The organism is Sphingomonas yabuuchiae (assembly GCF_014199595.1).
In the GTDB taxonomy this organism is placed as follows: Bacteria; Pseudomonadota; Alphaproteobacteria; order Sphingomonadales; family Sphingomonadaceae; genus Sphingomonas; species Sphingomonas yabuuchiae.
Genome location: NZ_JACHNX010000002.1, coordinates 55,183 through 80,320, shown reverse-complemented (window position 1 = coordinate 80,320; position 25,138 = coordinate 55,183). Strand labels below are relative to the sequence as shown.

Below are 25,138 nucleotides of genomic sequence, written 5' to 3'. Positions count from 1 at the left end.
CATCAGAAGCGATAGCGCGCGCCGAGCGTGAAGCGACGGCCATAATCGAACACGTCGAGCAGCTGGTTCTTGAACCGGCCATGCGTGCTCTGCTTGTTCTTGTTGATGTTGAGCGCTTCACCGAAGATCGAAAAGTTCTTCGTGACGTCGTAGCTGCTGGTCAGGTCGACCTGGAAGCTCTGGTTCACGAAGGTCGGCTCGGCACCGTACGACCCGGTATTCTGGTTCTGGCCAAAGCCCGCCAGATATTCGTCACGCCAGTTCAGCGCGGTCCGGAACTGGAAGCCGTTCTTGTCATAGAAGCCGACGAAATTCGCGGAGTTCGCCAGGCCGGTCACCGCGAAGCCGCTCTGCCCGACGATCTTCGGGTCATAGGGCTTGTTGGTGTTGACGAAGGTGCCGTTGGCCTGGAAGCCGAAGCCGCTGTCACCGAACACCTGCTGCCACGCGATTTCGACACCGCGGACCGTTGCGTCGGGACCATTGACCTGCGCCGTGATGGCGAAGACCGCAGGGTTGCCCGTCGTCGGATCGATCACGCCGCCCACCGTCTGGTTGGTTACGCCGCCGACGATGAAGTTGCTGACGTTCTTCAGGAAGAGGTCAACCGCGATGTACGAGTTGCGCTGGTAATACCATTCCGCCGCCACGTCGAAATTGCTGGCGAGGTAGGGCTTTAGGTTCGGGTTGCCACCGCTGCCCGACAGGGCACCGACACGCTGGCCGTTGCCGATACCGACGACGGGGTTCAGCAGGCTGAGGCCCGGACGGGTCAGCGTGCGCGACGCGTCGAAGCGAAGCTGCAGGGTGTCGGTCACTTCCAGTCGCAGATCGACCGAAGGCAGAACATAGGTATAGCTGCTGCGGTTCGAAATCGGCTGGACGTCGGTAAAGGCGATCGACAGCAGGGTCGGATCGGCGGCACTGCGCGTGATGACCGTGGGCGCACGACCCTGGCCGATCGACCGGAGGCGGGTGTTCTCGGTCCGCACGCCAAAGGCGGCGTGCAGCGGCATGCTGCCGATCTGACCTTCCATCTTGCCGCTGAAGAACAGCGACAGGGTCTTTTCGTTGACCGACAGGATGCTGCCCGGATCGACCGCTTCGGTGAACTGGCCGGTGAAGCCGTTCACGCCACCATTATAGTTGAAGCCAGGGACGTTCTGCGCCTGCGGGTTGCCCAAGCTGGTCAGATAGTTCTGATAGGCCTGCGGGCTATAGACCAGGACCGACGGCGGTAGCGTGCCGCCAAAGCCAGGGATGAAGTTGTTGAGGCTGATCGATCCCTGATACAGGCTCGACGGCAGCGGCGAGACGCCCGAGCCTTGGCCCGACGGCGCACCATAACCGGCATAAGCCTGCCAGAAATTATTGGTGAAGGTACTGCGGTTCAGCAGGTTGAAGGTGTCGTCGGTGTACTGGCCACCCGCCTTGAGGGTGATATTGTCCTCTTTCCAGGTCACGACGCCGCGGAATTGCTTCAGTTCGTCGGTGTTCTTCTGGGTTTGCAGAACGGTGACGTGCGACCCGATCACCGCCGGATCGGCCCAACGGCCACCGTTACCGGCGGGACCGAAGTTGCTGATCGACGGGAACGCCTTATTGCTGTCGGCGGTGATGTTGAAGCCCAGATTGGTGCCCAGCGCGCCGCCATAGCCGATGTCGCCGTTGCTGCTGCCGATGGTGTTGCCGGGGTTCAGCCAGCTCTTGGCATAGGCGCCGTCCGCCTCGACGGTCAGCTTCTCGGTGACGTCCCACTTGACGTTCAGACCGGTCTGGTTGGTCTGAAGGATCTGCTTGTTCATCGCTGCGGTGAAGTCGGTCGGAGAACCGGCCTGGGTAAAGCTGACCGCCGTACCGTTGGCGTCCTGCTTGACGTTGCGCAGCGCATCCTGACTGAACCACACGCCGAAGCCGTAAACGTCCGTCGAGATGGTCTGACGGGAAAAGTTGTTGTCCAGCGTGACCATCAGGTCGTTGCTGGGGTGCCATTGCAGGGCGACGCGACCGTCGACGCGCTCGTCCTGGGTCCGCTGCTGTTCGGCGCCATATTGCTGCGGGAACCAGCCGGTCAGGGTGCGGCGTTGGCTGGGGTCAGCGTTGGGGTCGAAGGTAGGTCTGCAGACGGTGGCGGTGCTGCCTTGCAGCTGGCAAGGCGCGAAGTTGCCGCCCGGCCAGCCCGACACGAAGACGCGGTTGGTATCGGTATCACGGCGGGTATAAATGAAGCTCGACAGGATACCGAGCGTGTCATCAGCGAACGTGTCGCTGACCAGCGCGCCGAGCGTCGGCACGACATGGCCCGCGCGGTCCTGTAGCGACCCGGAAGCGCTGACGGCGGCGCGGAAGCCGGGGTGGTCGAACGGCTTGGGGAACTGGATGTCGACGGTCGCGCCGATCGAGCTGGACGCCAGCGACACGTCCGGCGTCTTCAGGACGCTGATGCCGCCGATAAAGTCCGAGCCGACGGTGCTGAAGTCGATCTGGCGACCGCCGGTCGCGGTCGAGATGCGGCGGCCGTCATACAGCGTCGTGTTGAAGTCGCCGCCAAAGCCGCGAACGGTGATGCCGGTCGGCTCGCCACGGGCGCCGGACCGCTGGATCGAGACGCCCGGCAGACGCTGGAGCGAGGCCGCGACGTTCGAATCGGGGAATTTACCAATATCTTCGGCCGAGATCGCGTCGACGACGCCGGTCGCGGTACGCTTGATGTCGAGATTGCGCTGCAAGGAGCTGCGCAGGCCGGTCACGATGATGTCGGCGGTGGTCGCCTCGCCGGCGGGAGACGGACTGTTATCGGCTTCGCTGGGAGCGGTGGACTGGTCCTGCGGGGTACCGGCCTGCTGGGCGGTGGTGGTGTTGGCCTGGACCGGCACGTCCGGGCGGACCGCGCCGCTGGTCTGGGCAAAGGCCGTCCCCGGCGACACCATGGCGAGGGCCATGAGCGGCGAGACGCCCGCCATCAAGGTCCGGCGCGAAACGAATGCAGCCACAAAAGCAGTGCGAGCCACCATCTTCCCCTCTCCTACGTTTATCATATTCATGCGCGATCGGCGTTCTTGCACCGTACCACCCATTCGATGACTCGATGTTAGCGTTATAATAGATGCATCACAAGCCATTTGTCAGAGCGGATGGGACCGGCTATCCCGTGGCTTGACGGCAGGCGCATGGGACGGACACAGTCACGGCCTGACCGCCCCGCTTCGCACGTAACGCGACGGGACCGAGGGGATGAAGGGACCGACCGGCATGGCCGAAATGGAATTGCTCGACAGCGCGCGTCATGCGGCCCTGCGCGTCTCCGCCGCCCCCGATGTGGGGCGACATTTCGTCCAGCTTGTGGCCGACGAATTCCTGCCCGCCGCGCTCCATTATCCGATCCTGATGGCCCGCCATCCCGAAACCGGCGACCTGTATCCCGGCGCGCTGATGGGACTGGTGCCGGACGAAAATCTCTGCCTCGCCCCGAACGGCACGCTGGCGGACTATCGCCCCGCCGATCTGGAGCGTCAGGGCTTCTACGTCTCGGGCGAGAATATCGCGATCGACGTGCATCATCCCGCGCTGACCCAGATGGACGGCGCGGCCGTGTTCGACACGGACGGCGGCCCGGCCCCCGCGCTTCGCCGGGTGCAGGCGGCGCTGCGGCGGCTGCATGTCGGCCTGCCGGAGACCGAACAGTTCCTGCGCCGGCTGGAGGAGAACAGGCTGGTCGAGCCGATCGACCTGAGCTTCGAATTCGACAATGGTGAAAGCCTGCGGCTCGACTCGCTCTACACCATCAGCCTGGATGCGGTGCATGCGCTTCCCGACGATGTCGCGCTGGCGCTGTTTCGCTCGGGCGACCTGCAGCTCATCTATGCGATCACCGGATCGGTCCGGCATATCCCGACACTGGCGCGGCGGCGCAATGAGCGGCTGAGCGGCCTCGCCCGATGACCCAGACGGCGGCCGAGATCGACCGCGCGGCGCTGGACGGGCATGATGCCTTTCGGCGGCTGGTGGTCGAGCCCTGCCGCCCGGTCGTCATTCGCGACGCGGCGTCGAACTGGCCGCTGGCAAAGGCCGCGAAGGTCGATGGCGATGCCCTCACCGCCTATCTCGCGCGCTTCGATACGGGTCGACAGGTCGAGGCGTTCGTCGGCGACGCGGCGATCAGTGGCCGCTACGATTACACCGACGATATGTCGGGCTTCAACTTCCGGCGACAGGCGATGCCGCTGGACGAGGCGGTGCGGCGTATCGCGGCTGGGAGCGACAGCGAGACGCTTTACGTCGGGTCCCTGCCGATCGCCAACGCCCTGCCCGGTCTGGCCGAGGACAATCGCCTGCCCTTCGCACCGCCGGGCGTATCGCCGCTGATCTGGATCGGCCATGCGTCGACCGTCCCGTGTCATTACGACATGATGGACAATATCGCCTGCGTGGTGGCCGGGCGGCGGACCTTCACCCTGTATCCCCCCGACGCGATCGGCGACTTGTATGTCGGGCCGATCGATCACACGATGGCAGGCCAGCCGGTCGCCCTCGCCGCCGGCGCCGAATCCGGCGACCCGCGCTATCCCCGGTTCGAACAGGCGCGCGACCGGGCGATCACCGTCGAGCTGGGGCCAGGCGATGCCCTCTACATGCCCAAGCTCTGGTGGCACCGGGTCGAGGCGACGGGCGCTCTCAACGTCCTGGTCAATTACTGGTGGGACGCCTTTCCGGTCGGCCCCGATCAGCCTTTCCCGACCATGCTCTTGGCGATGAGCGCAATCGCGGGCCGCCCTCCCGCCGAGCGGGCCGCGTGGCGGGCCTGGTTCGACCATTATGTCTTCCGCCCCGACGGCCATCCGCTCGCCCATCTGCCCGAGGAGCGTCACGGCGTTCTGAGCGACGGTCCGGACCATGCCAAGATGGTCCGGGCGCACGCGATGCGGATGCTGCGCGGGGGTTAGCGCGGGCTGAGCGTCACCCCCTGAACCACCACTTCGGGATCGACCAGCCAGAGGGTGACGCGGTGCTTGCCCGCCGACAAGGCAGGCAGCACGGTCGAGGCGACACGCCGGTTTTCGATCACGGAACGGCCCCACGTCTCTTCGGTCTCGCCCGCCATCAGGTTGAGTATGACGGGCGCGGCGTCATCGACCGACACCGCGATCCGGTGCCTGCCCCCGCCCCGCACGTCGAGGCCCGGCGCCGCGACCACGCCCAGCGCCACCGGCCCGGCTTTGGTCCAGTTCACGTCATAGACGATATGCGGGCTGTCGCCGCCCGGCCGTTCGATCACGGGCGCGGTGGTCGGCGTCGCGACCATCGCCGCGCCCTCGGCGGTGAAGCCCGCAACGCGCTGCCACCGGATACCCCGCCCGTCGACCGCGCGACCGGCGTCGGCGGCGATCCGGACCAGTGGTTTCGGCGTGACCGGTGGCAGCGGCAACGGCTTTTCGACCGTCGCCAGCGCGGGCACCACATCGGCATCGGGCTGCTGCCAGCCGGTATAGCCGATATGGGTCTGGGCCATCATGCTGGTCCATTTGCCGGCCGCGGTATCCACCTCGTAGCGGCGGCGGATTGCCGCATCCTGCGCGAAATAGCCGCGCGCGGCATCGGCGAAGCGCTTGGCCTTGGCTGCATCCCCCGCCTGCGCCGCCGCGCGATTGGCGGCGACCGCCTCGTACAGCCGGTGCAGGTTGGTCATCGCCTCGACCCGGTGGAGGACCAGCTCATAATAGGCGTCGTGCAAATCGGCGGGCAGCGTCGCCCCGACCCGGCGCGCCTGCGCATCCAAGGCGTTCCACTCGCCCAGCACCCGCGCCCATTCGCCATCGGCATAACCATAGGTCGTCGCATCGATCAGCTCGGGCTTGCGACGGCTGGCCAGCTGGCCATAGCGGGTCAGGAGCGCACCGATTTCCGTCCCGTGCGCGGCGCCGAACTGCGCCGTCGCCCATTTGGCCGGATAAGCCTGCATCGCGGCCAGATCCATGCGCTTGGGATTCCACGCCATGTCGAGGAAAAAGCCGATGGGATATTCCATCGGCTTCAGATCGCCGACATTGACGATCCACAGGCGATCCGCGCCATAATCGTCCGCCATCCGCATCTGTTGCCAGATGCGGGGGATGGCGTTGGTGTCGAGCCACTTATAATTGCGCGGCCCGCCGACATAATCGAAGTGATAATAGACGCCCGCCCCGCCCGCGCGGCGCTCGCCGATCGGGGGCAGGCGGCGGATATTGCCCCAATTGTCGTCGGCGAACAGCAAGGTCACGTCGTCGGGGACGCGCATCCCCTTGTCGTAATAATCCTGCACCTCCTTGTAGAGCGCCCAGACCTGCGGCGTCTCGGCCGCCGGGCGCTTGGTCACGTCGGCGATGATCTGGCGCTGGTCGCGGACGATCCGCTCTAACAGGTCGGTCGCCGTGCCCTCGGTCATCGGCTCGTCGCCGTCGCCGCGCATGCCGATGGTCACGGGGTCCTCGGCCTTGCCGCGCCGCTCGATGCCTTTCCGCCAGAAAGACCGAAGCACGGGAGCGTTCTTCGTGTAATCCCACGGCCCGGTGCCCTCACGCTTCCAGTCGGCCTGCGCCCGCTGCATCGGTTCGTGATGCGACGTGCCAAGCAGCACCCCCATCTCCTGCGCCAGCGGAGCAGAGGCGGGATCGTCCTCCCACAGCGACTTGCCCCACATGGCGGGCCAGATGAAATTCGCCTTGGACCGCAGCAGCAGGTTGAACACCTTTTCATAGGCCAGGTGATTGACCCCGCCGAACTTCGTCCGCGCCCAGTTGCCGAAGCCCGGTTCCTCGTCATTGATGAAGATGCCGCGATACTTGACCACCGGACGATCCGCGACGCGCCCCGCCGTCAGATAGAGGGTCGGGTGGCGTTGCACGGGCACATCGGCCCACCAGGTCCAGGGGCTGACGCCTGCCTTGGCGCTGATGTCGTACAGGCCGAAGATCGTGCCGCGCCGATCCGACCCGGCGATGACGAGCGCACGCGCGACACCGGGCGCAGGATCGTCGACCACCTGCTCGACATAGCCCTCCCACTGCCCCGCCAGACCCGAAACATCCAGCTTGCCCGCCTTCACCAGCGCATCGATCATCGCACTATGGCCCAGCGTCCCCGCGATCACCGTCGCCCCGCCCGAGACGTCGTGGGCGAGCCTGACCTCGCCGCCGCCGACCGTCTTCAGATCGGCGACCAGATCGCTGGCGGTGCGCGCCACGCCGGGCTCGTCACCCGCATCGACGACGACCGTCGCCACGCGCCCCGGCACCAGCAGCGACAGCGCCCCCGGCGTCGCTCGCTCGCACGCCGCGACGGCGCCAGCGCAATCGGGTGCGGCCCAGGCGACACCGGGGATCAGCGCCGTCAGCGCGGCGGACAGGAACAAATGGCGCATCGTCTCTCTCCTCGCCCCGTCCTTGATAAGCGGGGCGTTCTTCATTGGATTTCCCGCCCGTTATCGCTACCATCCAGCAAAGCCGCAAGCACGGATCGTTGAGAGAGAGGATGGGCATGACGCCGTTCAGCCAGTTTTACCGGGCCGCAGGGCTGTTCGCGATCGCCACGGCGATGACCGCCGCCGCGCCGATGCCGGGCGCGCGCTGGACCCCGGCCTGGGGTTCGTCGCAGATGCGGATCGACGGCGCGAATGCCGACAAACTCGCCAAAATCGGCCCCGCCACCATCCGCCAGATCGTCCATCTGACCGCCGGCGGCAAGACGCTCCGCCTGCGTCTGTCCAACATCGCAGGCACAACCCCGCTGAAGATCGGGGCGGCGACCATCGGGCTGGCGACGCCGGGCCGCTCGGACGTGTCCGCGATCCTTCCGATCCGCTTCGACGGCGCCACGGACGTGATCGTGCCACCGGGGGCCGAACTCTACTCCGACCCCGTCACGCTGCCGGTCGAGGCGGGGCGCGATGTGGCGGTCAGCCTCTATTTCCCCGAAGCCGTCACCACCCCGACCGGCCATTCGGGTGCACGGTCCAAGACCTTCCTGACGGCGGGCGACACCACGGCGCGGAACGCCCTGCCCGATGCGCAGGTCATCGGCGGATGGTGGGCCTTGTCGGATATCGAGGTGCGCGACGCCGTTCAGAAGCAGACGGTCGTGACGATCGGCGACTCGATCACCGATGGCTATGGCATCACCGACGACAGCAACACCCGCTGGCCCGACGATCTGGCACGACGGCTGGCCGCCTCGCCTGCCACGCGGAGTTTTTCGGTCGTCAATGCCGGGATCGGCGGCAACCGGGTGCTGCTCGACGGGCTTGGCCCCAATCTCGTGGCCCGCTTCGACCGCGACGTGATCGCGCGGCCGGGCGTGACCCATGCGATCCTGCTGGAGGGCGTCAACGATCTGGGCGTTCTGACCCGCGAGCAACCGGTCGACGCCGCCACGCATCAGGCGATGGTACGCCGGATCACCCAGGCCTATCGCCAGTTGGCGGAGCGCGCACATGCCCATGGCATCAAGCTGATCGTCGGCACGATCACGCCGTTCCAGGGCAATGACTATTATCATCCCGGCCCGGAAACCGAGGCCGACCGGCAGGCGATCAACCGCTTCATCCGAACGGCGGGAATTTTCGACGGCGTGGTCGATTTCGACCGGGTGGTGCGCGATCCCGCCAAGCCCGATCGGTTGCTCCCCGCCTATGACACGGGCGATCACCTGCACCCCAGCATGGCGGGCTATCGCGCCATGGCGGACGCCATCCCGCTGTCGCTGTTCACGCGCCGCTGATCAGAAAGCGGCGTCGAGCCCGATCCGAAGCGTGCGCGGCCGCAGCGGCGTCACCTGATCCCGCCCCGTCGTAAAGGGCGTGCCCAGGGCGAAGCGATTGCCGCGCACATCGGCCAGGTTGGTGATACCGGCGGTCACCCCGTAGCGGCCCAGCCCCAGTCGCGCGGTCACGCCGCTGTCCAGATAGCTGCCCTGCCGCTCGCCCAGGATCGGCCCGACGCCCAGCCGCGACGATCCGACATAACGCAACCAACCGTCGACCCGCAGGTCCCGCCCGCCCGACAACGTCCGGCGATAGACCGCCCCCGCCCGGCCGGTGAAGCGCGCGATATTGGGAATCTGGCTCAACCGCGCCAGGATCATCGCCCGGTCGGCGGCCTGCCCATCCATCAATGCAAAGGCCTGCGCGCTCGACGGCTCGTCGATGCGGCTGTCATTATAGGAGACCGCGCCCTCCACCCTCAGCCCCGGGGCGATACGAAAGCCCGCCAGCGCCTCAAGGGTCCAGAGCTGGCCGTCGCCGATATTGGCGGTGCTGGGCAGGCCGGTGGCGTCGATGAAGTCGGCTTGGATGTCGCGCCATGCCGTGTGCGCCAGTGTCAGCGACCCGTCGAAGCGGTCCCGCCCCGGCTGTCCGCTGCGCAGGCCCGCCTCGATGGTCGCGACACGGTCGTTGCGGAACCGGCGGACCAGCGGCCCCTCGATCGTCAACCCGCCGGGACGAAACCCCTGCTGATAACGCAGGAACAGCTGTGCGTTGGGCGTAAGGTCGATCAGCGCCGAGGCGGAGGGAAGCAGGATCGTCTGTGCCCGCCGCGCGGTCACTTCCCGCAGCCTGGCCAGCGCCTGGAACGACAAGGCGAGCGGCAAATCCTCGCCCGCTCCGTCCAGCACGGACCGGGTGACGCGCAGGCCGCCGGTGGTGAGCAGGCCCGGCAACAGCCTCAGGCTCGCCTCGCCATAGAGCGTCGCCTCTTCCACCGTGTTGACGACGCCGGTGCGCGGCAGCAACTCGCCCGGCTCGCCAAACAGCCGCGTCAGCCGGGTGCGGTTGTGAACATAGCTGAACCCCGCCAGCCAGCCCGATCCGTCCGGCGCGGAATGCCAGGCGCGGGTCTCGTTGGCCTGCATTCGGGTGGCATTGGCCTGAGCGAACAGCTGGACGGGACCACCCGGCGGGGTCGCGTCATAACGCTCCATCAGGTCGTGCGCCGTGACGCCGCTGCTAGAGCGGAAGCGCACCTGCCCGATCCCGCCGGACAGGATCAGCTGCGCCTGTCCGAAATCGGCGGAGAAACCCTCGGTGACGGGTGCCGAGCGGGTCAGCGGCGGGCCTTCACGATCGACATATTGGCTGTCGGCGCCGCGAATGCGCTGGCCGATGCCGACCGCCTCGATGCTCCAGCCGCCGCCCAGATCGGCCTTCATCGCCGCACGACCGCCCGCGATGCGGGTGCGGTTGACGTCGGTACGGCCGAGCAGCGGCTTGTCGATATAGCCGCCCTCGCTCGCGCTGTCGGCGACCAGTCGGATCGCCAGCCGGTCGGCGATGACGGGCACGTTCAGCACCGCCTGCGCATCCACCCCCGGCGCGCCGTTGGTGGTGGCCGAACCGCCCAGCATCGCCGAACCCCCGAACTGCGTCAGGTCAGGCGCATGGGGCACCAGCCGGATCAAACCGCCCAGCGACCCCGCGCCATACAGGGTGCCTTGCGGCCCCTCCAGCACCTCGACTGCCGCGAGATCGGCCAGCCGCAGATCGGGATCGGGCGCATTGTAGCTGAGGCGCAGGTCGCCGAAATACTGGCCGACGGTCGCCTGGGTCGGGCCGGTGAAGCTCGAATCCGCTATGCCCCGGATGAACAGCTTGTTGCGCCCGGCACCCAGATAGGTGGAGGCGATAGCGGTCATCCGGTCGGCCAGCTTCGACGTGCCGCTCGCCCCGCCCAGGTCCAGATCGGCCCCCGCCACTTGCACCACCTGCCCCGCAAAGTGGTCGCGGGTCGTGTCGCGCTTGCTGGCGGTGACGACGACATCCTCGCCCTGTACGTCCGCTGGCGGCAGGGGACGCGGCTTCGGCCTCGGCGCGGGCGAGCGAAGGCGCGGGGTCAGCCGCCAGCTTCCGGGTCCCAACGCCTCGACCCGCGCGCCGCTGCCGCGCGCGATGGCGGCCAGCGCCTGTTCGACCGACAATGCCCCGCGCAAGGGGGGCACCGGGCGACGCCACAGCCCGGCATCGGGAACCACGATATTGGCACGCGCCACGCGACCCAGCGCCATCACCTGCGCCCCCACGGTTCCGGCGGGCAGGTCGAGCGAAACGCGATCGGCGGCGGTAGCGGGCATCGCCGCCACCACCGCCACCAGACATCCGATCCCGCCCCCGATGGATCTCACTCGCGCGGTTCCAGCATCCAGCCGGTCGCGGCCCGCCGCACCCTCACATCCATCAGCGGCCCCAGCACCGCCGGATCGCGCCGGACCGCTTCCAGGTCGATCGTTCCCCGGAAGGGCCGTGCGGCGATGGCGGGCGCGACCGTCACCGGCCGGGCCAGGAAACGCGACACATCCTCCGCGACAACGCCCAGCGGCACACCGTCAAAGGCCAGCCTGCCCTCGCGCCAGCCGCCGACCTCTTGGGGCTCCACGGCCGATTGGATCAGTCGGTCGCCATCGACCGTCACCGCCTGCCCGGCGTCGAGACGGAGCGCCGCCCCCTTCGGGTCGACCATCACCGCCCCCTCGGCCACGGCGACACGGGTTTGCCCGCCCATTCGCACGTCGAATACCGTGCCCAGATCGACCAGGGCCAGCCTCCCGGCCTGAACCGCAAAGGGGTGCTGCGCATCATGCCGCACCTGGAACAGCGCCTCGCCACGAGCCAGTACCGCCCGGCGCGGTTCGGCATGGTCCAGCTCGACCCGGCTCAGCCCCGCCAGGGTGACGCTACTGCCATCCGACAACGGGATGCGGCGGGTTTCCCCGGCGGCCGTCTCGACCACATAGGGTTGGGGCCGATCCTGCCAGGCGGTCACGCCGATCGCGCCGATCAGCGCCGCCGCCATGGCCCCGCCGACCCAGCGCAGCGGATGCCGCCGCACCGGCTCCGGCGCGATCGCGACGGGCACCGGGACCTCGGGTTGTGCCGACAGCGCCTCCTCGGCCTCCATCAGGGTCGCGGCCGCCCGGTCGTACCGTTCGGCATGGCCGGGATCGGCCTCCAGCCACTCGGTAAAGGCGTCCCAGTCGGCGCTCACCGGATCGGTCATGCGCAGCGCCCAGTCGAGCGCGACCGTATCGACGCCGTGCGCGGGGGAAAGACGGTCCTGGCTCATTCGATCCGTTCCTTCAGCGCGGCCAGCGCATGGGCCGCCATACGGAGATCGCTCTCGACGGTGCTGATACTGACGCCCAGCTCGGCCGCGACCTGACGCTGGGGGATACCGTCGACCCGAACGCGGCGAAAGACGGCGGCGGGACGCTCCCCCAGGCCTGCCAGCGTGGCGGCGACCTGTTCGGCGGTCTGGCGCGCCGCCACTGCGCGTTCGGCACCGGGGGGCGGCTCCGGGCCTTCGCCTTCCACCCAATCCTGCTCGCGCAATTCCTCCTGTCGCCGCGCCCGATAACGATCGATCATCAGCATGTCGGCGGCGCGGTAAAGATAGGCCAGCGGATTGGCGATCGGTCCGTCCATCCGGACCGCCACCTTCAGCCACAGGTCCTGCACCAGATCCTCCGCCGCATCGCCCGCCCCGCGCGCCGCCAGGAAACGGACGAGCTTGTCGCGATTGGCAAGGAAAATGGCCTCAAGCCCGGTGGGCGGCATGGTGGAAACCAGCAAAATCCATTGGGAGTGCTGTCGTTTAGACGAAGCGGGCTCCCGTGAAAAGGAGCCCCACCGGGACGCAAGGTGGGGCTCCCGTCGTCCGCGCGCGCTACAGGGGGGATGCACGCGGACGAACCCTGTCAAAAGGCGAATTGCAAGGCGGCGCGGGCCGACAGCGCGACATTGCCCAGCCGCTGTTCGGCATTCACTTCGCCGCTCAGGCGGATTTCGCTGGTGCCGGTGATCGCGCGCACCCGCCCGACCCAGCCGCCGTTGCGGGCCTCGGGATCGAGGATGAAGGGCGTGCCGTCGCCGAAGCTGGCAACCGTACGGCCCAAGGTCCCGGCGATCCGCTCGCGCCGACCGCCTTCGACCTCCAGCCTGCTCCATTGCGAGTAGCGGTCATTGCCGCCGAAGTTGATGCCCGCCGCAACACTGGCGGTCAGCGCCAGTTCGTCGCTGGTCCGCTTGCGCACCGTCAGGTCATAGCCGGTACCACCGCCCGTCTCGCGATAGGCATCCTCGTTCAACCGATAATAGTCGACCGCCAGGATGGGACGTACGTTGAACTGGCCGACCCAATGCTCCCACGAGACCGAGCCCGAGCCGGAATAGAGCATGCCCTTCCAGTCGCCGGTTGCACGGCGTTGCACCGCCTCGGTGCCGATCACGCCGTTGAACTGGCGCTGCGAGTCGAAGGACAGGAAGGCCGCCGAGCCGCGTGCCTGCGCCGCCAGCGCACCCCAGCGGGCGCGCCAGAAACCGGCCAGCTCATATTGGGTGTGGTTGACGCGGTTGACCGCCGTTCCCTCATTGTCGCGACCGCTCATGTAGGAGAGCGAGGCGCCGAAATTGCCCGCATCGGTCTTGTGCTCGATACCGCCGCTGATGCCCCAGCCGCGCACGTCATAGCTGCGGGTCGAGCGGGTGCCCTTCGACGCGTCCCAGCCGAGCGGGGTCAGCCAATAGCCCCATTTGCCTTCCTCGCTGAACTCGCCCGCCGGTTCGCGAAGCTGTGCCGCCGCCGCGCGCGAGGCCAAAGTCACGCCCTCGAACACGCTGCCGGTATAGTTGGGCAGCATCTGTTCGACCGCGCCCCGAAAGGCCGCGCCGTCATAGATGCCCCGGATCGCGTCGGACAGCTTGGCATCGCGGCCGATCGCGGCGTCGATCGCGTCGAAGGCGCTGACGCCTGCGTTGCTCAGGCCCAATTCGGTCTTGGCCTTGCGGCTGACTTCGACCGCGATCTCGTTGGGCTGAGCCGCGACGATCGCACCCTTGTAGAGGAAGGGCATGGCCGAGGGGGCGAGCGTCAGATTGTTCGCGCCGGTCAGCGTGCCGGAGCGCAACACGACATAGCGGCCGGTCACGTCCGTCCCGCCCGACACGCGCAAGGCAAGCTGGCTGTTCGCCCCGATCGTCGTCGCGCCGCCGACTTGGATCAGGTTGGCGGTCGGGTTCGCCTTGTCGAGCGCGACGCTGAGGATCGACTGGTCGCCCAGGCTGAGCGAGGCGATGTTGGTCACGCCGTTCGCCGCAAAAGTCCCGCCGCCATTCGCGACCGTCACCGCGACGTGCGACGCGTTGGCAAGCCGTCCGGCAAAGACGCCCTTGCCGGTGATCGCCAGCAGGTCCTGCCCCTGCCCCGCAAAATCCGCCACACCGTTGAAGCGCGCGGTGTCGCCGATGGTCAGCGTGTCCGCCCCGGTGCCGAAGGTCGCGGTGCCCGCATAGGTGCCGGTGCCGCTCATCTCCAGCCGGTTGTTGCCGGTGCCGAAGCCGACATCCCCGCTGACCGATCCCGCGCCGATCTGAAGCCGGTCATCACCGCTGCCGAACCGGATCGCGCCGGTGATGCTGGGCGCGGCGGCTCCGGTGGCGGGCGCGATCTGGCGCACGACCGCGCCGCTGGTGTTCGCCGACAGATCGATCGCGACGCTGCGCGAACTGTCCGCGCCTGCGCCCGCGATGGTACCCGCATTCTCGACCAGGGTCAGGCCGCCGGTGCGGTCGAGGATCGCGGTCGCATTGGCCGATGTGGACGCCGCCCGGATCGACCCGGTATTGCGGATCGTCGGCAGCGAAGCCCCCGCCTCGATCAGGACGGCGGTGGTCAGCACGCCCGGCGCACCGCCGCCAGTTGCCGAGATGGTACCGCCATTGCGCAACTCAGGCGTCGAGGCTCCCGCGCCGAAGCGGATCGCGGTCGCTTCCGCGCCATTGGCGGTCGCCTGCACCGTGCCGCCGATAGCGACGCCTTGCGCGATCTGGACGTTGCCGCCCAGCCCGCCGATCGCCAGTGCCGTCGAGCGCACGCCGCTATAGACCCCGGCCGAGGTGATGCGGCCATTGACGACCAACCCTGGCGCGGGCGTCGCGCCGCCGGTCGCGCCGATCACGACCACGCGGGTCGCCGATCCGATCTGCATCGTCGGCGCGGCGCCGTTGGTGACGAGGTCCGCCGCCTTGCCCGTCGCATTGCCCAGCGTGATGCCGCCCGCGACATTGCCGCCCACGACCAGCGCCGACCCGCCCTGGAGCAGATCGTCGGGGTCGAGCTTCGACACATCGGCCGGCGGCGTAGTGTAGCGATAGCCGGTCGAGCCGATCCCGCCCTCGATATTCAACGCGCCGCCGATATCGCCGTCGATCCGCGCGCCGACCGCAGCTTCGCCGATCGCGACGATCGTGCCGCCGATCGTGACATTGCCCGACACGGCCCCCGTGCGTACGCCGACCGAGCGGTCGCCCAGCACATTGACCTTGCCCGACTGGACCAGATTGCCGGTCAGCGGCCCGTTCAGGTAAATCCCCGCCGAGTCGTTGCCCTCCACGGTGATCTCACCGCCATTGGTGATATTGCCGGTGAAGGCTCCCGCCGTACGGATGCCGGTCCGCCGCGCCCCCTGCGCAAAGGGGCCATCCAGGTCGCCGTCCTTGTCGATATCGACCGGCGTATAGGTCTCGTCGATGACGATCTTGCCGGTGTTCGTGATATCGCCCTTCACACCCGCCGCCGCGCCGATGCCGACCGCGTCATTGGCGTCGGTCGTCTGGATCGTCCCCGCGTTGCTCAGCTTGTTGTTGCTGTCGAGCGTGACGGCGGTGCCGGTGCCGGTCGTCACCACACTGCCCGCCGCGACGATGCTGATATCGGCGGCGGCCCCGTTATTGACGGTGGCGGTGCGGACCGGTGTCGTCCGCTTGGTATCGATCACGGTCTGGGCCGAGGCGGCCGTCCCCGCGGCCAGCGCAAGCGTGGCGGTCGAGGCGAAGAGCAGGCGATGCACGAATAAGGTCCCCTTTATGTGCCTTTGCCCCACCAGACGGAGCCGCCCGGCTGAATCCTTGGCGCCCGGATTAAAATTTCGTCAGGTTCGCCGCAGGTGTTGACGATCGCGACCTTGAGGATCAGAGGGCGGCTCAGGCGTGGGAGCCCCCGCGTCGTTCCAGAAAGCGAGAACATGTCCAGCGACAGTTCCAGTAGCGCCGCACGCCTCGGGGTCGTCCGCTAGTTTCGCAACTGGCTTTCGTCCGCCCCGGGTCGTGCGGACGAAAGGTGTGAAATGGTCAACGATCTGATTGCCGGTGTCGCCGCCGGTTTCCGTTCCTCCCGGCGCGGCCTGTCCATCGCCGATCTCGTCGATACGCTGCAGTCGCTTTCCGTCGAGGAAGCGGCCTACGCCCTGACGCAAATGCCCGACGCGCGCGCCGTCGCCGTGCTCGACAGCCCCGAGCTGCGCTCGGCCGCCGATATCCTCGCGCACCTGACAGCGGCACGCGCCGCCGCCCTGCTGTCGCAAATGGCCGAGGACCGCGCCGCCGATGTGTTGACGGACATGGACGAGGGTGACGCCCTCGCAATCCGTGCCGAGCTGCCCGCCCCCGTCGTCGCGTCGATCGATACGCTGCTCCGCTGGCCGCCCGACAGCGCGGGTGGCATGATGACGACCGAATATGTCGCCTCTTCCGCCGACGCGACCGTTGCCGAGGTGCTGGCGCATATCCGCACCGTCGAGCGGAGCCGCGAAACCGTTTATTCCGTTTTCCTGTTGGAACCGCAGGGGCGCCTCGTCGCCACCGTCTCGCTGCGCCAGTTGATCGCCGCCGAGCCGACATCGCGCGCGATCGACCTGGCGCGCGGGCATGACCCGATCACCGTCGCGCCGAGCACCGACCGCGAGGAGGTGGCGCATCTGATCCGCCGCCACGACCTGCTCGCGCTGCCCGTGGTCGACGAACAGGGCCGCCCGATGGGGATCGTCACGGTCGACGACGTGCTCGACGCGCTGGTCGCCGCTCATACCGAGGATACGCAAAAGTTCGGCGGCGTCGAGGCGCTGGACGGCCCCTATCTGGAAACCGGCTTCCTCGCGATGATCCGCAAGCGCGCCGGCTGGCTGAGCATCCTGTTCTTCTCGGAAATGCTGACCGCCAGCGCGATGCAGCATTTCGAAAGCGAGCTGGAGCGTGCGGTCGTGCTGACCCTGTTCATCCCGCTGATCATGAGCTCGGGCGGCAATAGCGGCAGCCAGGCGACCTCGCTGATCATCCGCGCGTTGGCGCTGGGGCAGGTCCGCCTGCGCGACTGGTGGCGGGTGGCGCTGCGCGAGCTTCCGGCGGGTATGACGCTGGGGGCGATCCTGGGGCTGCTGGGCATGGCGCGGATCGCGCTTTGGCAGACGCTCGGCTTCTACGATTACGGCCCGCACTGGGTGCTGGTGGCGACCACGGTCGGCACCGGGCTGGTCGGCATCGTGACCTTCGGCTCGCTGGCGGGGTCGATGCTGCCCTTCCTGCTGCAACGCATGGGCTTCGATCCGGCCAGCGCCTCGGCACCGTTCGTCGCGACTTTGGTCGATGTCACCGGGCTGGTGATCTATTTCAGCATCGCGCTCGCCATCCTGTCGGGAACGCTGCTCTGATTCCTTCCCATGTAGGGGAGGCGGCAGGTCGTCAGGCCTGACGGAGGGGTGTTCCGCTCTCGATAGGTCGACGCCCCTCCACCAGCTTCGCTGGTCCCCCTCTCCTTACAGGGGAGGAAAGGGCTTACCGTTTCCAATAGCGCACATAATCTACCTTCATCGCCTGGGGCAGCGCGGCGTCGTCCACGCCCTTCTGTCCGCCCCAGTCACCCCCGACCGCCAGGTTGAGGATCAGCGAATAGGGTCGCGTGAACGGCCAGGCCGCCGCGCCGCCCGGCCGGTCGTTCCTCACGCGCATATAGGCCCGCCCGTCGACGCCGATCGTGATCGTTTCGGGCGTCCATTCCAGCTGATAGCGGTGATAATCCGTGCACGCCCCCGCCACGCGCACCTCGGCACCGCGCTGGGTCTTCAGGCGGTGGTTGAAGGCGGCGGAATGGACGGTCGCGTGGATCACGTCGGGGTCGAAGCCAACCATCTCCATGATGTCGATCTCGCCGCCATCGGGCCAGCGCGATCCGTCCATCGGCAACAGCCAGATGGCGGGCCACATGCCCCGCCCGCAGGGTAGCTGTGCGCGCACTTCGTAGAAGCCGTAGCCCAGCGTCTGCTTCGCCACCAGCTTGGCCGAGCTATAGCGCTGGCCACCCCAATCCGGCTCGTTGCGCAGCGCCTCCGCCCGCGCCTCGATGACCAATGCGCCCTTCTCGATCCGGGCGTTGGTCCGGTCGGGACCGGCATAATATTGCAGTTCGTGATTGGGCCAGCCGGTCTTGTTCTGACCCGTGTCCCAGCGCCAGCGCCGCTGGTCGATCGCCCCGTTGAACTCGTCGCCGAAACTCGGCCGCGTGGCGGGGGCCGCCATCGCGCCCTCGTAGGCATAGTTGGTCGCACCGAGCAACGGAGCCTCGGCCTGCTGGGCGGACGCCCCGGTGGCCAGCAACATGACGCCCGCCAGCCACCAAGTCGTTCTTTTCATTGCCATCCCCTCTCAGCTTTTGAGAGGGTATAAGCCGATCGGCGAGCCGACGCCAAGTCGCGCCGGATCAGCCCGCGATGGTGAAGACCGAACCGGAGTCGACGCGGATGCCAGCCCCGTTGATGAAGCTCGCCCGTTCCGACACCAGGAAGGCGACGGCGGCGGCGACCTCCTCGGGGCGACCACGCCGCTTCAGCGCCATGCCGGGGCGTTCCTCGTCCAGGAATGTCTCGATCGCCTCGTTGAAGCTGACACCCTTTTCCTCGGCGCGCTTCTCCATCATCTTGTCGGTCATCGGCGTCGCGATGAAGGCGGGCGAGACGGTGTTCACCAGCACATTGTCGGGGCCGTAAGCCTTGGACAGCCCCTTGGCCAGGCTGAGGATACCCGCCTTCGCCGCGCAATAGGGCAGTTCGTCGATATAGGGCTGCACCGCATCCTCGGAGGCGAACAACACGATCCGGCCCCAGCCTTTGCTGCGCATTGCCGGGATCGCCTCTCGACACATACGCACCGCGCCCATCAGGTCGATATCGATCGTCTCCTGCCAGCCCTTGTCGTCGATCTCCAGGAAATCGCCCGTCGCGCCGGTCACGCCCGCAGCGTTTACGTAGATATCGGGGTCGCCCAGCCGCTCGCGGACCTCGGCCCAGATGGCCCGCACCGCCTCGACCTGGGTGACGTCGCCCGTGACCGCGATCACCTCGCCCAGCGGCGACAATTCTTTGACCGCTTCGTCCAGCGTCCCGTCCGGCTTGTCGGTCAGCGCGACGCGCACGCCCGCCTCCAGCAACAGGCGCGCGGTTTCCTTGCCCATGCCGGAGTCCGCGCCGCTGATGAGCGCGATCCGCCCCTTGATACCCAGATCCATCGTCATTCTCCTTGGACAGTGCGGCCGGCGGCGCGTGCTGATGTCGATCATCGATATGGATCAACCGTCCCGGTCATGAAGTGCCGAGGCCCGATAGGGTTCCGCCAATTGGCGGCGATAAGTCTTTGAACTCCAGCGGAACGCCCAACGTCGCCGCCCGTTCGAAAGGGCCCGCCATATTTGCTGGAGTGCCGGTCGTTGCGCATGTTGTCTAAAGCCGAGATCGCCACCATGCCTCCCACCGGAGACGGCCCCGTACCGCTGCCCGGCATCGCCGAACTGGCGGCGGGTGCAGCGGAAATCCTCGACCGATCCGACATCATCCTGGCCGTCACCGACGAGACGCGCACGCTGGGCGTGACGCGGATGCTGGAGGCGATGGCCCCCGACGCAACCATCCTGTTCTGCCCCGGATCCGACGCCCTACCGGGCGACGACGCGCCCGCCTCACCCGCCAATGTGGGGCAGCGCGTGTCGGCGCTGCATCGTGCACAGATGACGCTGGCGGCGAAGGACCGGGGCCGCATCGCCCTGATCACTTCCGGCGAGTCGCTGGCCCGCGCGCTGCCGCCGCCGGAGACCTTCGCCGCCGAGCCGCCCTGTGTCGCGATCGACGACGCGTGCGATCTGGCGGACCTCCACGCGATGCTGCTCGACCTGGGCTATATCGCCGACGAGCGAGTGGACGAGCCCGGCGAAGTCGCGCTGCGCGGCCATGTGCTGGACGTGTTTCCCGCCGACGCCGAACAGCCCTTGCGTATCGAGGTCGCGGACGGCCGGATCATCGCGATCCGATCCTACGACCCCGCCGACCAGCGCAGCACCGGCGAGATCGAACGCCGCGAACTGGGCCGTGTGGCCGAACCACCGCTTGGGCAGACGCAGACCAGCCTGCTCGATCACCTCCCCGGCGCCTGTGTCATTATCGAGCCCGCCGCCGATGAGCGTCGCCGCCGCCTGTTGCTGCTGAGCGCCGATGTCGCCAAGCGCGGATCGAAGCGCGCCGCCCGCGACATGATCGATGAGCGTCACTGGAAGAAGGCGCTTGATCAACGCCAAACCGCCGAGATCGCCCGCATCGCCGAGCCCCCGCCGCGCTTCGTCGAGAGCCGTTCGCCTCTGCGCGATTTCGCAGTCACCGCGCGCGCCGCGATGAAGGAAGGCACGCGCGTCGTCCTGATCGGCAGCGAACGCGACCTGCGCTTCCTGGGCAAGCGGGTCGACAATGTCCTGCGCAAGACCGCGAAGCGGGCGGAAAGCTGGCAGGCCATATCGAAGGCCAAGGCCGGATCGCTCCTGACGCTTGTGGCACCTGCCGAGCGCGGCTTTGCGCGCGACGCTATCCTCGCGGTCAGCGCCGCCGATCTGCTGGGCAGCCGTGCCGAGCGGGAGGACGGGGCCATCCCGCATGTCGACCTGTCGCTGATGCAGACTGCCGAAATCCGGGTGGGCGACACCGTCATCCATGAGGATCACGGCATCGCCACCGTCGTCGGGCTGGAGACGATCGACGGGCAGGACCGGGTGTCGGGCGACGCGATCAAGCTGGAATATGCACGCGATGCAACCCGTCTCGTCCCCGTCGCCGAAGCCGACCGGCTGTGGCGCTATGGCGGCGAGGACGACGCGGTTCGCCTGGACACGCTGGACGGCAAGAGCTGGCACGAACGGCGGCGCGGCATCGACGAGGCGATCGCGACGACCGCACGTCAGCTGACCGATATGGCCGCAGAGCGTGCCGAGCGTCATGCGCCCGTGCTCGATCCTCCCGTCGCGGATTATGAGCGGTTCGCGGCGGGCTTTCCTTATAGCGAGACACCGGACCAGCTGACCGCCATCGAGGCGGTGCGCGCCGATCTCGCCTCCGGTCGCCCGATGGACCGGCTGGTCGTCGGCGATGTCGGCTTCGGGAAGACCGAGGTCGCCCTGCGCGCCGCCGCCATCGCCGCACTCGCCGGGCGGCAGGTGGTGGTGGCCGCGCCGACCACCGTGCTGGCCCGACAACATCTCGACAGCTTCGCGACGCGGTTCGAGGAAGCGGACATCGCGGTCGCCGGTCTCTCCCGCCTGTCCACCGCCGCCGAAAAGCGCAAGGTCAAGGCGGGGCTGGCGGATGGCAGCATCCGCATCGTCATCGGCACCGGCGCGGTCGCGGCCAAGGGCGTGACCTATAAGGACCTGGCACTGGTCATCGTCGACGAGGAACAGCGTTTCGGTGCCGCCGACAAGGCCCGACTTCAGGCGCTGTCGTCGGGGCATGTATTGACCCTGTCCGCCACGCCGATCCCGCGCACGCTTCAGGCCGCGTTGGTCGGCCTGCGTCAGCTGTCGATGATCGCCACCCCGCCCGCCCGGCGACAGCCGATCCGCACCGCCGTCTCGACCTTCTCCCCCGAGACGCTGCGGGCGGCGCTGCTGCGCGAGCGGTCGCGTGGCGGGCAGAGCTTTGTCGTGGTGCCGCGTATCGCCGACATGGCGCCGCTCGCCGAAAAGCTCGCCCGGATCGTGCCCGAGCTGGAGGTCATGCAGGCGCATGGCAAGCTGCCCGCTGCTGAGATCGACGACGTCATGGTCCGCTTCGGCCGGGGCGAAGGCGATGTCCTGCTGGCGACCAACATCATCGAGGCGGGGCTGGACGTGCCGCGCGCCAACACCATGGCGATCGTCCATGCCGACCGTTTCGGACTGGCGCAGCTCCACCAGTTGCGCGGACGCGTCGGGCGCGGGCATCGCCGCGGGCAGGTCCTGCTGTTCGCCAAGGGCGAGGACGCCATCGCGCCGCGCACCCTGAAACGGCTTCGCACGCTGGAGGCATTCGACAGGCTGGGCGCAGGGTTCGCGATCAGCGCCCGCGACCTCGATATGCGCGGCGCGGGCGATTTGCTGGGCGACACCCAGGCCGGTCACATGCGGCTGATCGGGGTCGAGCTGTACCAGCAACTGCTGGAGGATGCGCTGCGCACCGCGCGCGGCGAGACGGTCGAACGCTGGACGCCGGAGCTTCGCATCGGGATGGAGGGTCGCCTGCCCGAGGCCTGGATCCCGGACGAGGACCTGCGCATCTCGCTCTATGCCCGGTTGGGGCGGCTGCGCGACGATGCCGCGCTCGATGCGTTCGAGGCAGAGCTGGAAGATCGGTTCGGCGAACTGCCGGACGATGCCGCCACGCTGTTGTCGCTGGCCCGGTTGCGCGAGCGGATGCGGGCGCGGTCGATCGCGCGGATCGATGCGGGACCCGCCGCCATCGCACTGACTCCGCATGGCCAGCAACCCGACCTGGACGGTATCGAGGGGCTGGAGGAAAAGGACGGTCGCCATCTCCTGAAGGAACGGCACGACAGTCCCGCCGATCGGCTGGCGCGGCTGGGCGAGTTGCTGGCTTGACCCATGCCATTGGCGGCGACGCCCGCGCGGCGTAGAGCCGCCGCCGAACAGAGAGGATTTTCGCCATGGCTTTTCCCGAACCCTATATGGCCGACCCTGCGCGCTATGACGGCCGGATGCCCTATCGCCGGACCGGACGCAGCGGATTGAAGCTACCCGCGATCAGCCTGGGGCTATGGCAGAATTTCGGCGGGACCGATGTCTTCGAGACGGGCCGTGCGATCCTGCGCCGTGCCTTCGACCGGGGCGTGACCCATTTCGACCTCGCGAACAATTACGGGCCGCCTTACGGCTCGGCCGAGGAGAATTTTGGGCGGGTGATGGCGAGCGACTTTGCCGGCCACCGCGACGAACTGATCCTGTCGACCAAGGCGGGCTGGGACATGTGGCCGGGGCCCTATGGCGATATCGGTTCGTCGAAGAAGTACTTGATCGCTAGTTGCGACCAGAGCCTGAAGCGGATGGGGGTCGATTATGTCGACATCTTCTATTCGCACCGTGTTGACCCCACGACGCCGCTGGAAGAGACGATGGGCGCGCTGGTCCAGCTTCATCGCCAAGGCAAGGCGCTCTATGTCGGGATTTCTTCCTATGATGCGGGGCTGACCCGACGCGCCGCGGCGATCCTGGCGGAAGAGAAGGTGCCGCTGTTCATCCACCAGCCGAGCTATTCGATCCTGAACCGCTGGGTCGAGCCCGAGCTGCTGGCCACGCTGGAGGAGCTGGGCACGGGCTGCATCGCCTTTTCGCCGCTGGCGCAGGGCATGTTGACGGGCAAGTATCTGGACGGCGTGCCGCAGGATGCGCGTGCCAGCCGGGGCGGCTCCCTGTCGCAATCGCTGCTGACCGAGCAAAATCTGGCCGCGATCCGGCGATTGAACGACATCGCCCAGGCGCGCGGGCAGACGCTGGCGCAGATGGCGATCGCCTGGGTGCTGCGCGATCCGCGTGTCACCTCCGCACTGATCGGCGCGCGGACGGTGGAGCAGCTGGACGACTCGCTCGATGCGGTGGCGCGGCTCGATTTTACCACCGACGAATTGGCCATGATCGACCAGGCCGCACAGGATGGGGGCATCAACCTCTGGGCCGAATCCTCCGACATTGCTAAGCTGCCCGCAGCGCAGGGAATTCCAGCCTGACGACGCGTTGAGAACGGGCGATGGCCTTTCCATCACCCGTTCCGACATGTTTTGTCATAGGCGAATGCTGGCATTTGTCGGACAGTTGAATTAATCTCCCTTAAAAAGGGGAGACGTTCATGAAGACATTGATCCGTAGTTGCGCCGCCATCGGCGCCCTTTTCGCGACCACGGCGATCCATGCCGGTGGACAGGCACCGGCCTCCGCCCCCCGCAGACTGGAGATCGTGGCGAAGGACAGTCTGCCCAAGCCGCCCGCCCCGCGCGACGCGCGGACCGCCTATCTGATGACCTACTTCACCGACGAGGATCACTCGCTCCACTTCGCGACATCGCGCGACGGCTACAGCTTCACCGACGTCAATGGTGGCAAGCCGGTGATGGACGGACGGGAAGCGGCCGAGCAGAAGGGCATTCGCGATCCGCACATCATGCGCGGCCCCGATGGCGGCTTCTATATGTCGATGACCGACCTTCACATCTTCGCCAAGCGCGAAGGGTTGCGCGATACGCAGTGGGAGCGGCCCGAGGAGCAATATAGCTGGGGCAACAACCGCAACATGATCTTTATGAAGTCTTACGACCTCATCCACTGGTCACGGTCGCGGGTCAGGCCATCGGCCATGTTCCCGCGCTATCGCGACGCGGGCAATATGTGGGCGCCGGAGACGATCTACGATCCGCAGCGCAAACGCCTGATGGTCTATTTCACCACCCGCGACGGCAATGGACCGAATTATCTGGTCTATTCCTATGCCGACAAGGACTTCAGCACCCTGACCGAAGAGCCCAAAAAGCTGTTCGACTATCCCGATCCCAAGGTGAATGTGATCGATGCCGACATCACCAAGGTCGGCGGCAAATACCATATGTTCTATGTCGCGCATCAGGCGCCCGGCAATATCCGCCATTCGGAATCGTCGCAGATCAACAGCGGCTGGACGAAGGACCTGCGCAAGGTCGATCCCGAAACCGTCGGGACGGAGGCGCCGACATTGTGGCGGCGCAACGGCACGAACACCTATGTCCTGATGTATGATGTGTTCGGTATCAACCCGAACAATATGGGCTTTTCCGAAACCACGGACTTCGTGACCTATCGGAATATCGGTCGTTTCAATGAGCCTGGATCGCCGATGAAGGCCACGAACTTCACCCGACCCAAGCATGGCGCGGTCGTCGCGATCAGTCCGGCCGAGGCTACCCGCCTGGAGCGGTATTTCGCCGCGCGTTGAACGTGAAGATGCGCCCGACCAT

15 protein-coding genes are annotated in these 25,138 nt (G+C 67.4%); 7 read left to right on the top strand and 8 right to left on the bottom strand.

Annotated elements, in window-relative coordinates; all coding sequences use genetic code 11:
• Nucleotides 1–2 precede the first annotated feature (2 nt).
• The gene (locus GGQ89_RS03550) at nucleotides 3–3,014 is read right to left on the bottom strand and encodes a TonB-dependent receptor (RefSeq protein ID WP_184104154.1); all 3,012 of its coding nucleotides are present in this window, start codon (nucleotides 3,012–3,014) and stop codon (nucleotides 3–5) included.
• Between the two features lie 220 nt (nucleotides 3,015–3,234).
• Here GGQ89_RS03550 and GGQ89_RS03545 point away from each other — a divergent pair, with 220 nt between their 5' ends.
• Together GGQ89_RS03545 and GGQ89_RS03540 are read left to right on the top strand one after the other, a co-directional pair.
• Nucleotides 3,235–3,942 (top strand): SapC family protein, encoded by a 708-nt coding sequence (locus GGQ89_RS03545; protein ID WP_240456483.1) that lies wholly within the window; start codon nucleotides 3,235–3,237, stop codon nucleotides 3,940–3,942.
• Nucleotides 3,939–4,943 carry a cupin-like domain-containing protein gene (locus tag GGQ89_RS03540; RefSeq protein ID WP_184104152.1) on the top strand — a complete coding sequence of 335 codons (1,005 nt, stop codon included), beginning with the start codon at nucleotides 3,939–3,941 and terminating at the stop codon, nucleotides 4,941–4,943. Before GGQ89_RS03545 ends, GGQ89_RS03540 begins: the two co-directional genes overlap by 4 nt.
• Here GGQ89_RS03540 and GGQ89_RS03535 read toward each other — a convergent pair.
• Complete coding sequence (locus tag GGQ89_RS03535) at nucleotides 4,940–7,399, bottom strand: glycosyl hydrolase 115 family protein (protein ID WP_184104150.1); 2,460 nt, start codon at nucleotides 7,397–7,399, stop codon at nucleotides 4,940–4,942. The genes GGQ89_RS03540 and GGQ89_RS03535 overlap by 4 nt on opposite strands.
• A gap of 116 nt (nucleotides 7,400–7,515) precedes the next feature.
• Here GGQ89_RS03535 and GGQ89_RS03530 point away from each other — a divergent pair, with 116 nt between their 5' ends.
• Complete coding sequence (locus GGQ89_RS03530) at nucleotides 7,516–8,754, top strand: SGNH/GDSL hydrolase family protein (protein ID WP_240456482.1); 1,239 nt, start codon at nucleotides 7,516–7,518, stop codon at nucleotides 8,752–8,754.
• Here the strand turns inward: GGQ89_RS03530 and GGQ89_RS03525 are convergent, their stop codons facing one another.
• The 4 genes from GGQ89_RS03525 to GGQ89_RS03510 all read right to left on the bottom strand — a co-directional run bounded on the left by GGQ89_RS03525 (nucleotide 8,755) and on the right by GGQ89_RS03510 (nucleotide 15,870).
• The gene (locus tag GGQ89_RS03525) at nucleotides 8,755–11,151 is read right to left on the bottom strand and encodes a TonB-dependent receptor (RefSeq protein WP_338112328.1); all 2,397 of its coding nucleotides are present in this window, start codon (nucleotides 11,149–11,151) and stop codon (nucleotides 8,755–8,757) included.
• The gene (locus GGQ89_RS03520) at nucleotides 11,148–12,089 is read right to left on the bottom strand and encodes a FecR family protein (RefSeq protein ID WP_184104147.1); all 942 of its coding nucleotides are present in this window, start codon (nucleotides 12,087–12,089) and stop codon (nucleotides 11,148–11,150) included. Before GGQ89_RS03520 ends, GGQ89_RS03525 begins: the two co-directional genes overlap by 4 nt.
• Nucleotides 12,086–12,580 carry an RNA polymerase sigma factor gene (locus tag GGQ89_RS03515; RefSeq protein ID WP_184104145.1) on the bottom strand — a complete coding sequence of 165 codons (495 nt, stop codon included), beginning with the start codon at nucleotides 12,578–12,580 and terminating at the stop codon, nucleotides 12,086–12,088. Before GGQ89_RS03515 ends, GGQ89_RS03520 begins: the two co-directional genes overlap by 4 nt.
• A gap of 140 nt (nucleotides 12,581–12,720) precedes the next feature.
• Nucleotides 12,721–15,870 carry an autotransporter outer membrane beta-barrel domain-containing protein gene (locus GGQ89_RS03510; protein WP_184104144.1) on the bottom strand — a complete coding sequence of 1,050 codons (3,150 nt, stop codon included), beginning with the start codon at nucleotides 15,868–15,870 and terminating at the stop codon, nucleotides 12,721–12,723.
• A gap of 276 nt (nucleotides 15,871–16,146) precedes the next feature.
• Between GGQ89_RS03510 and mgtE the strand changes: the two genes are divergently transcribed.
• The gene (mgtE, locus tag GGQ89_RS03505) at nucleotides 16,147–17,505 is read left to right on the top strand and encodes a magnesium transporter (protein ID WP_184104142.1); all 1,359 of its coding nucleotides are present in this window, start codon (nucleotides 16,147–16,149) and stop codon (nucleotides 17,503–17,505) included.
• Nucleotides 17,506–17,629: 124 nt separating this feature from the next.
• Here mgtE and GGQ89_RS03500 read toward each other — a convergent pair whose 3' ends face one another.
• Nucleotides 17,630–18,484 (bottom strand): glycoside hydrolase family 16 protein, encoded by an 855-nt coding sequence (locus GGQ89_RS03500; protein ID WP_184104140.1) that lies wholly within the window; start codon nucleotides 18,482–18,484, stop codon nucleotides 17,630–17,632.
• 67 nt (nucleotides 18,485–18,551) lie between these two features.
• Entirely contained in the window at nucleotides 18,552–19,355 is an 804-nt protein-coding gene (locus tag GGQ89_RS03495) for an SDR family NAD(P)-dependent oxidoreductase (RefSeq protein WP_184104138.1), read from the bottom strand.
• Nucleotides 19,356–19,559: 204 nt separating this feature from the next.
• On the opposite strand from GGQ89_RS03495, the gene GGQ89_RS03490 reads away from it, so the two are divergent.
• The 3 genes from GGQ89_RS03490 to GGQ89_RS03480 all read left to right on the top strand — a co-directional run bounded on the left by GGQ89_RS03490 (nucleotide 19,560) and on the right by GGQ89_RS03480 (nucleotide 25,116).
• Nucleotides 19,560–22,739, top strand: coding sequence for a helicase-related protein (locus tag GGQ89_RS03490; protein WP_244955754.1), 3,180 nt, complete (start codon nucleotides 19,560–19,562; stop codon nucleotides 22,737–22,739).
• Nucleotides 22,740–22,804: 65 nt separating this feature from the next.
• The gene (gene mgrA / locus GGQ89_RS03485; RefSeq protein ID WP_184104134.1) at nucleotides 22,805–23,881 is read left to right on the top strand and encodes an L-glyceraldehyde 3-phosphate reductase; all 1,077 of its coding nucleotides are present in this window, start codon (nucleotides 22,805–22,807) and stop codon (nucleotides 23,879–23,881) included.
• Between the two features lie 119 nt (nucleotides 23,882–24,000).
• The gene (locus GGQ89_RS03480; protein WP_206362760.1) at nucleotides 24,001–25,116 is read left to right on the top strand and encodes a glycoside hydrolase family 43 protein; all 1,116 of its coding nucleotides are present in this window, start codon (nucleotides 24,001–24,003) and stop codon (nucleotides 25,114–25,116) included.
• The last annotated feature ends 22 nt before the right edge of the window (nucleotides 25,117–25,138 follow it).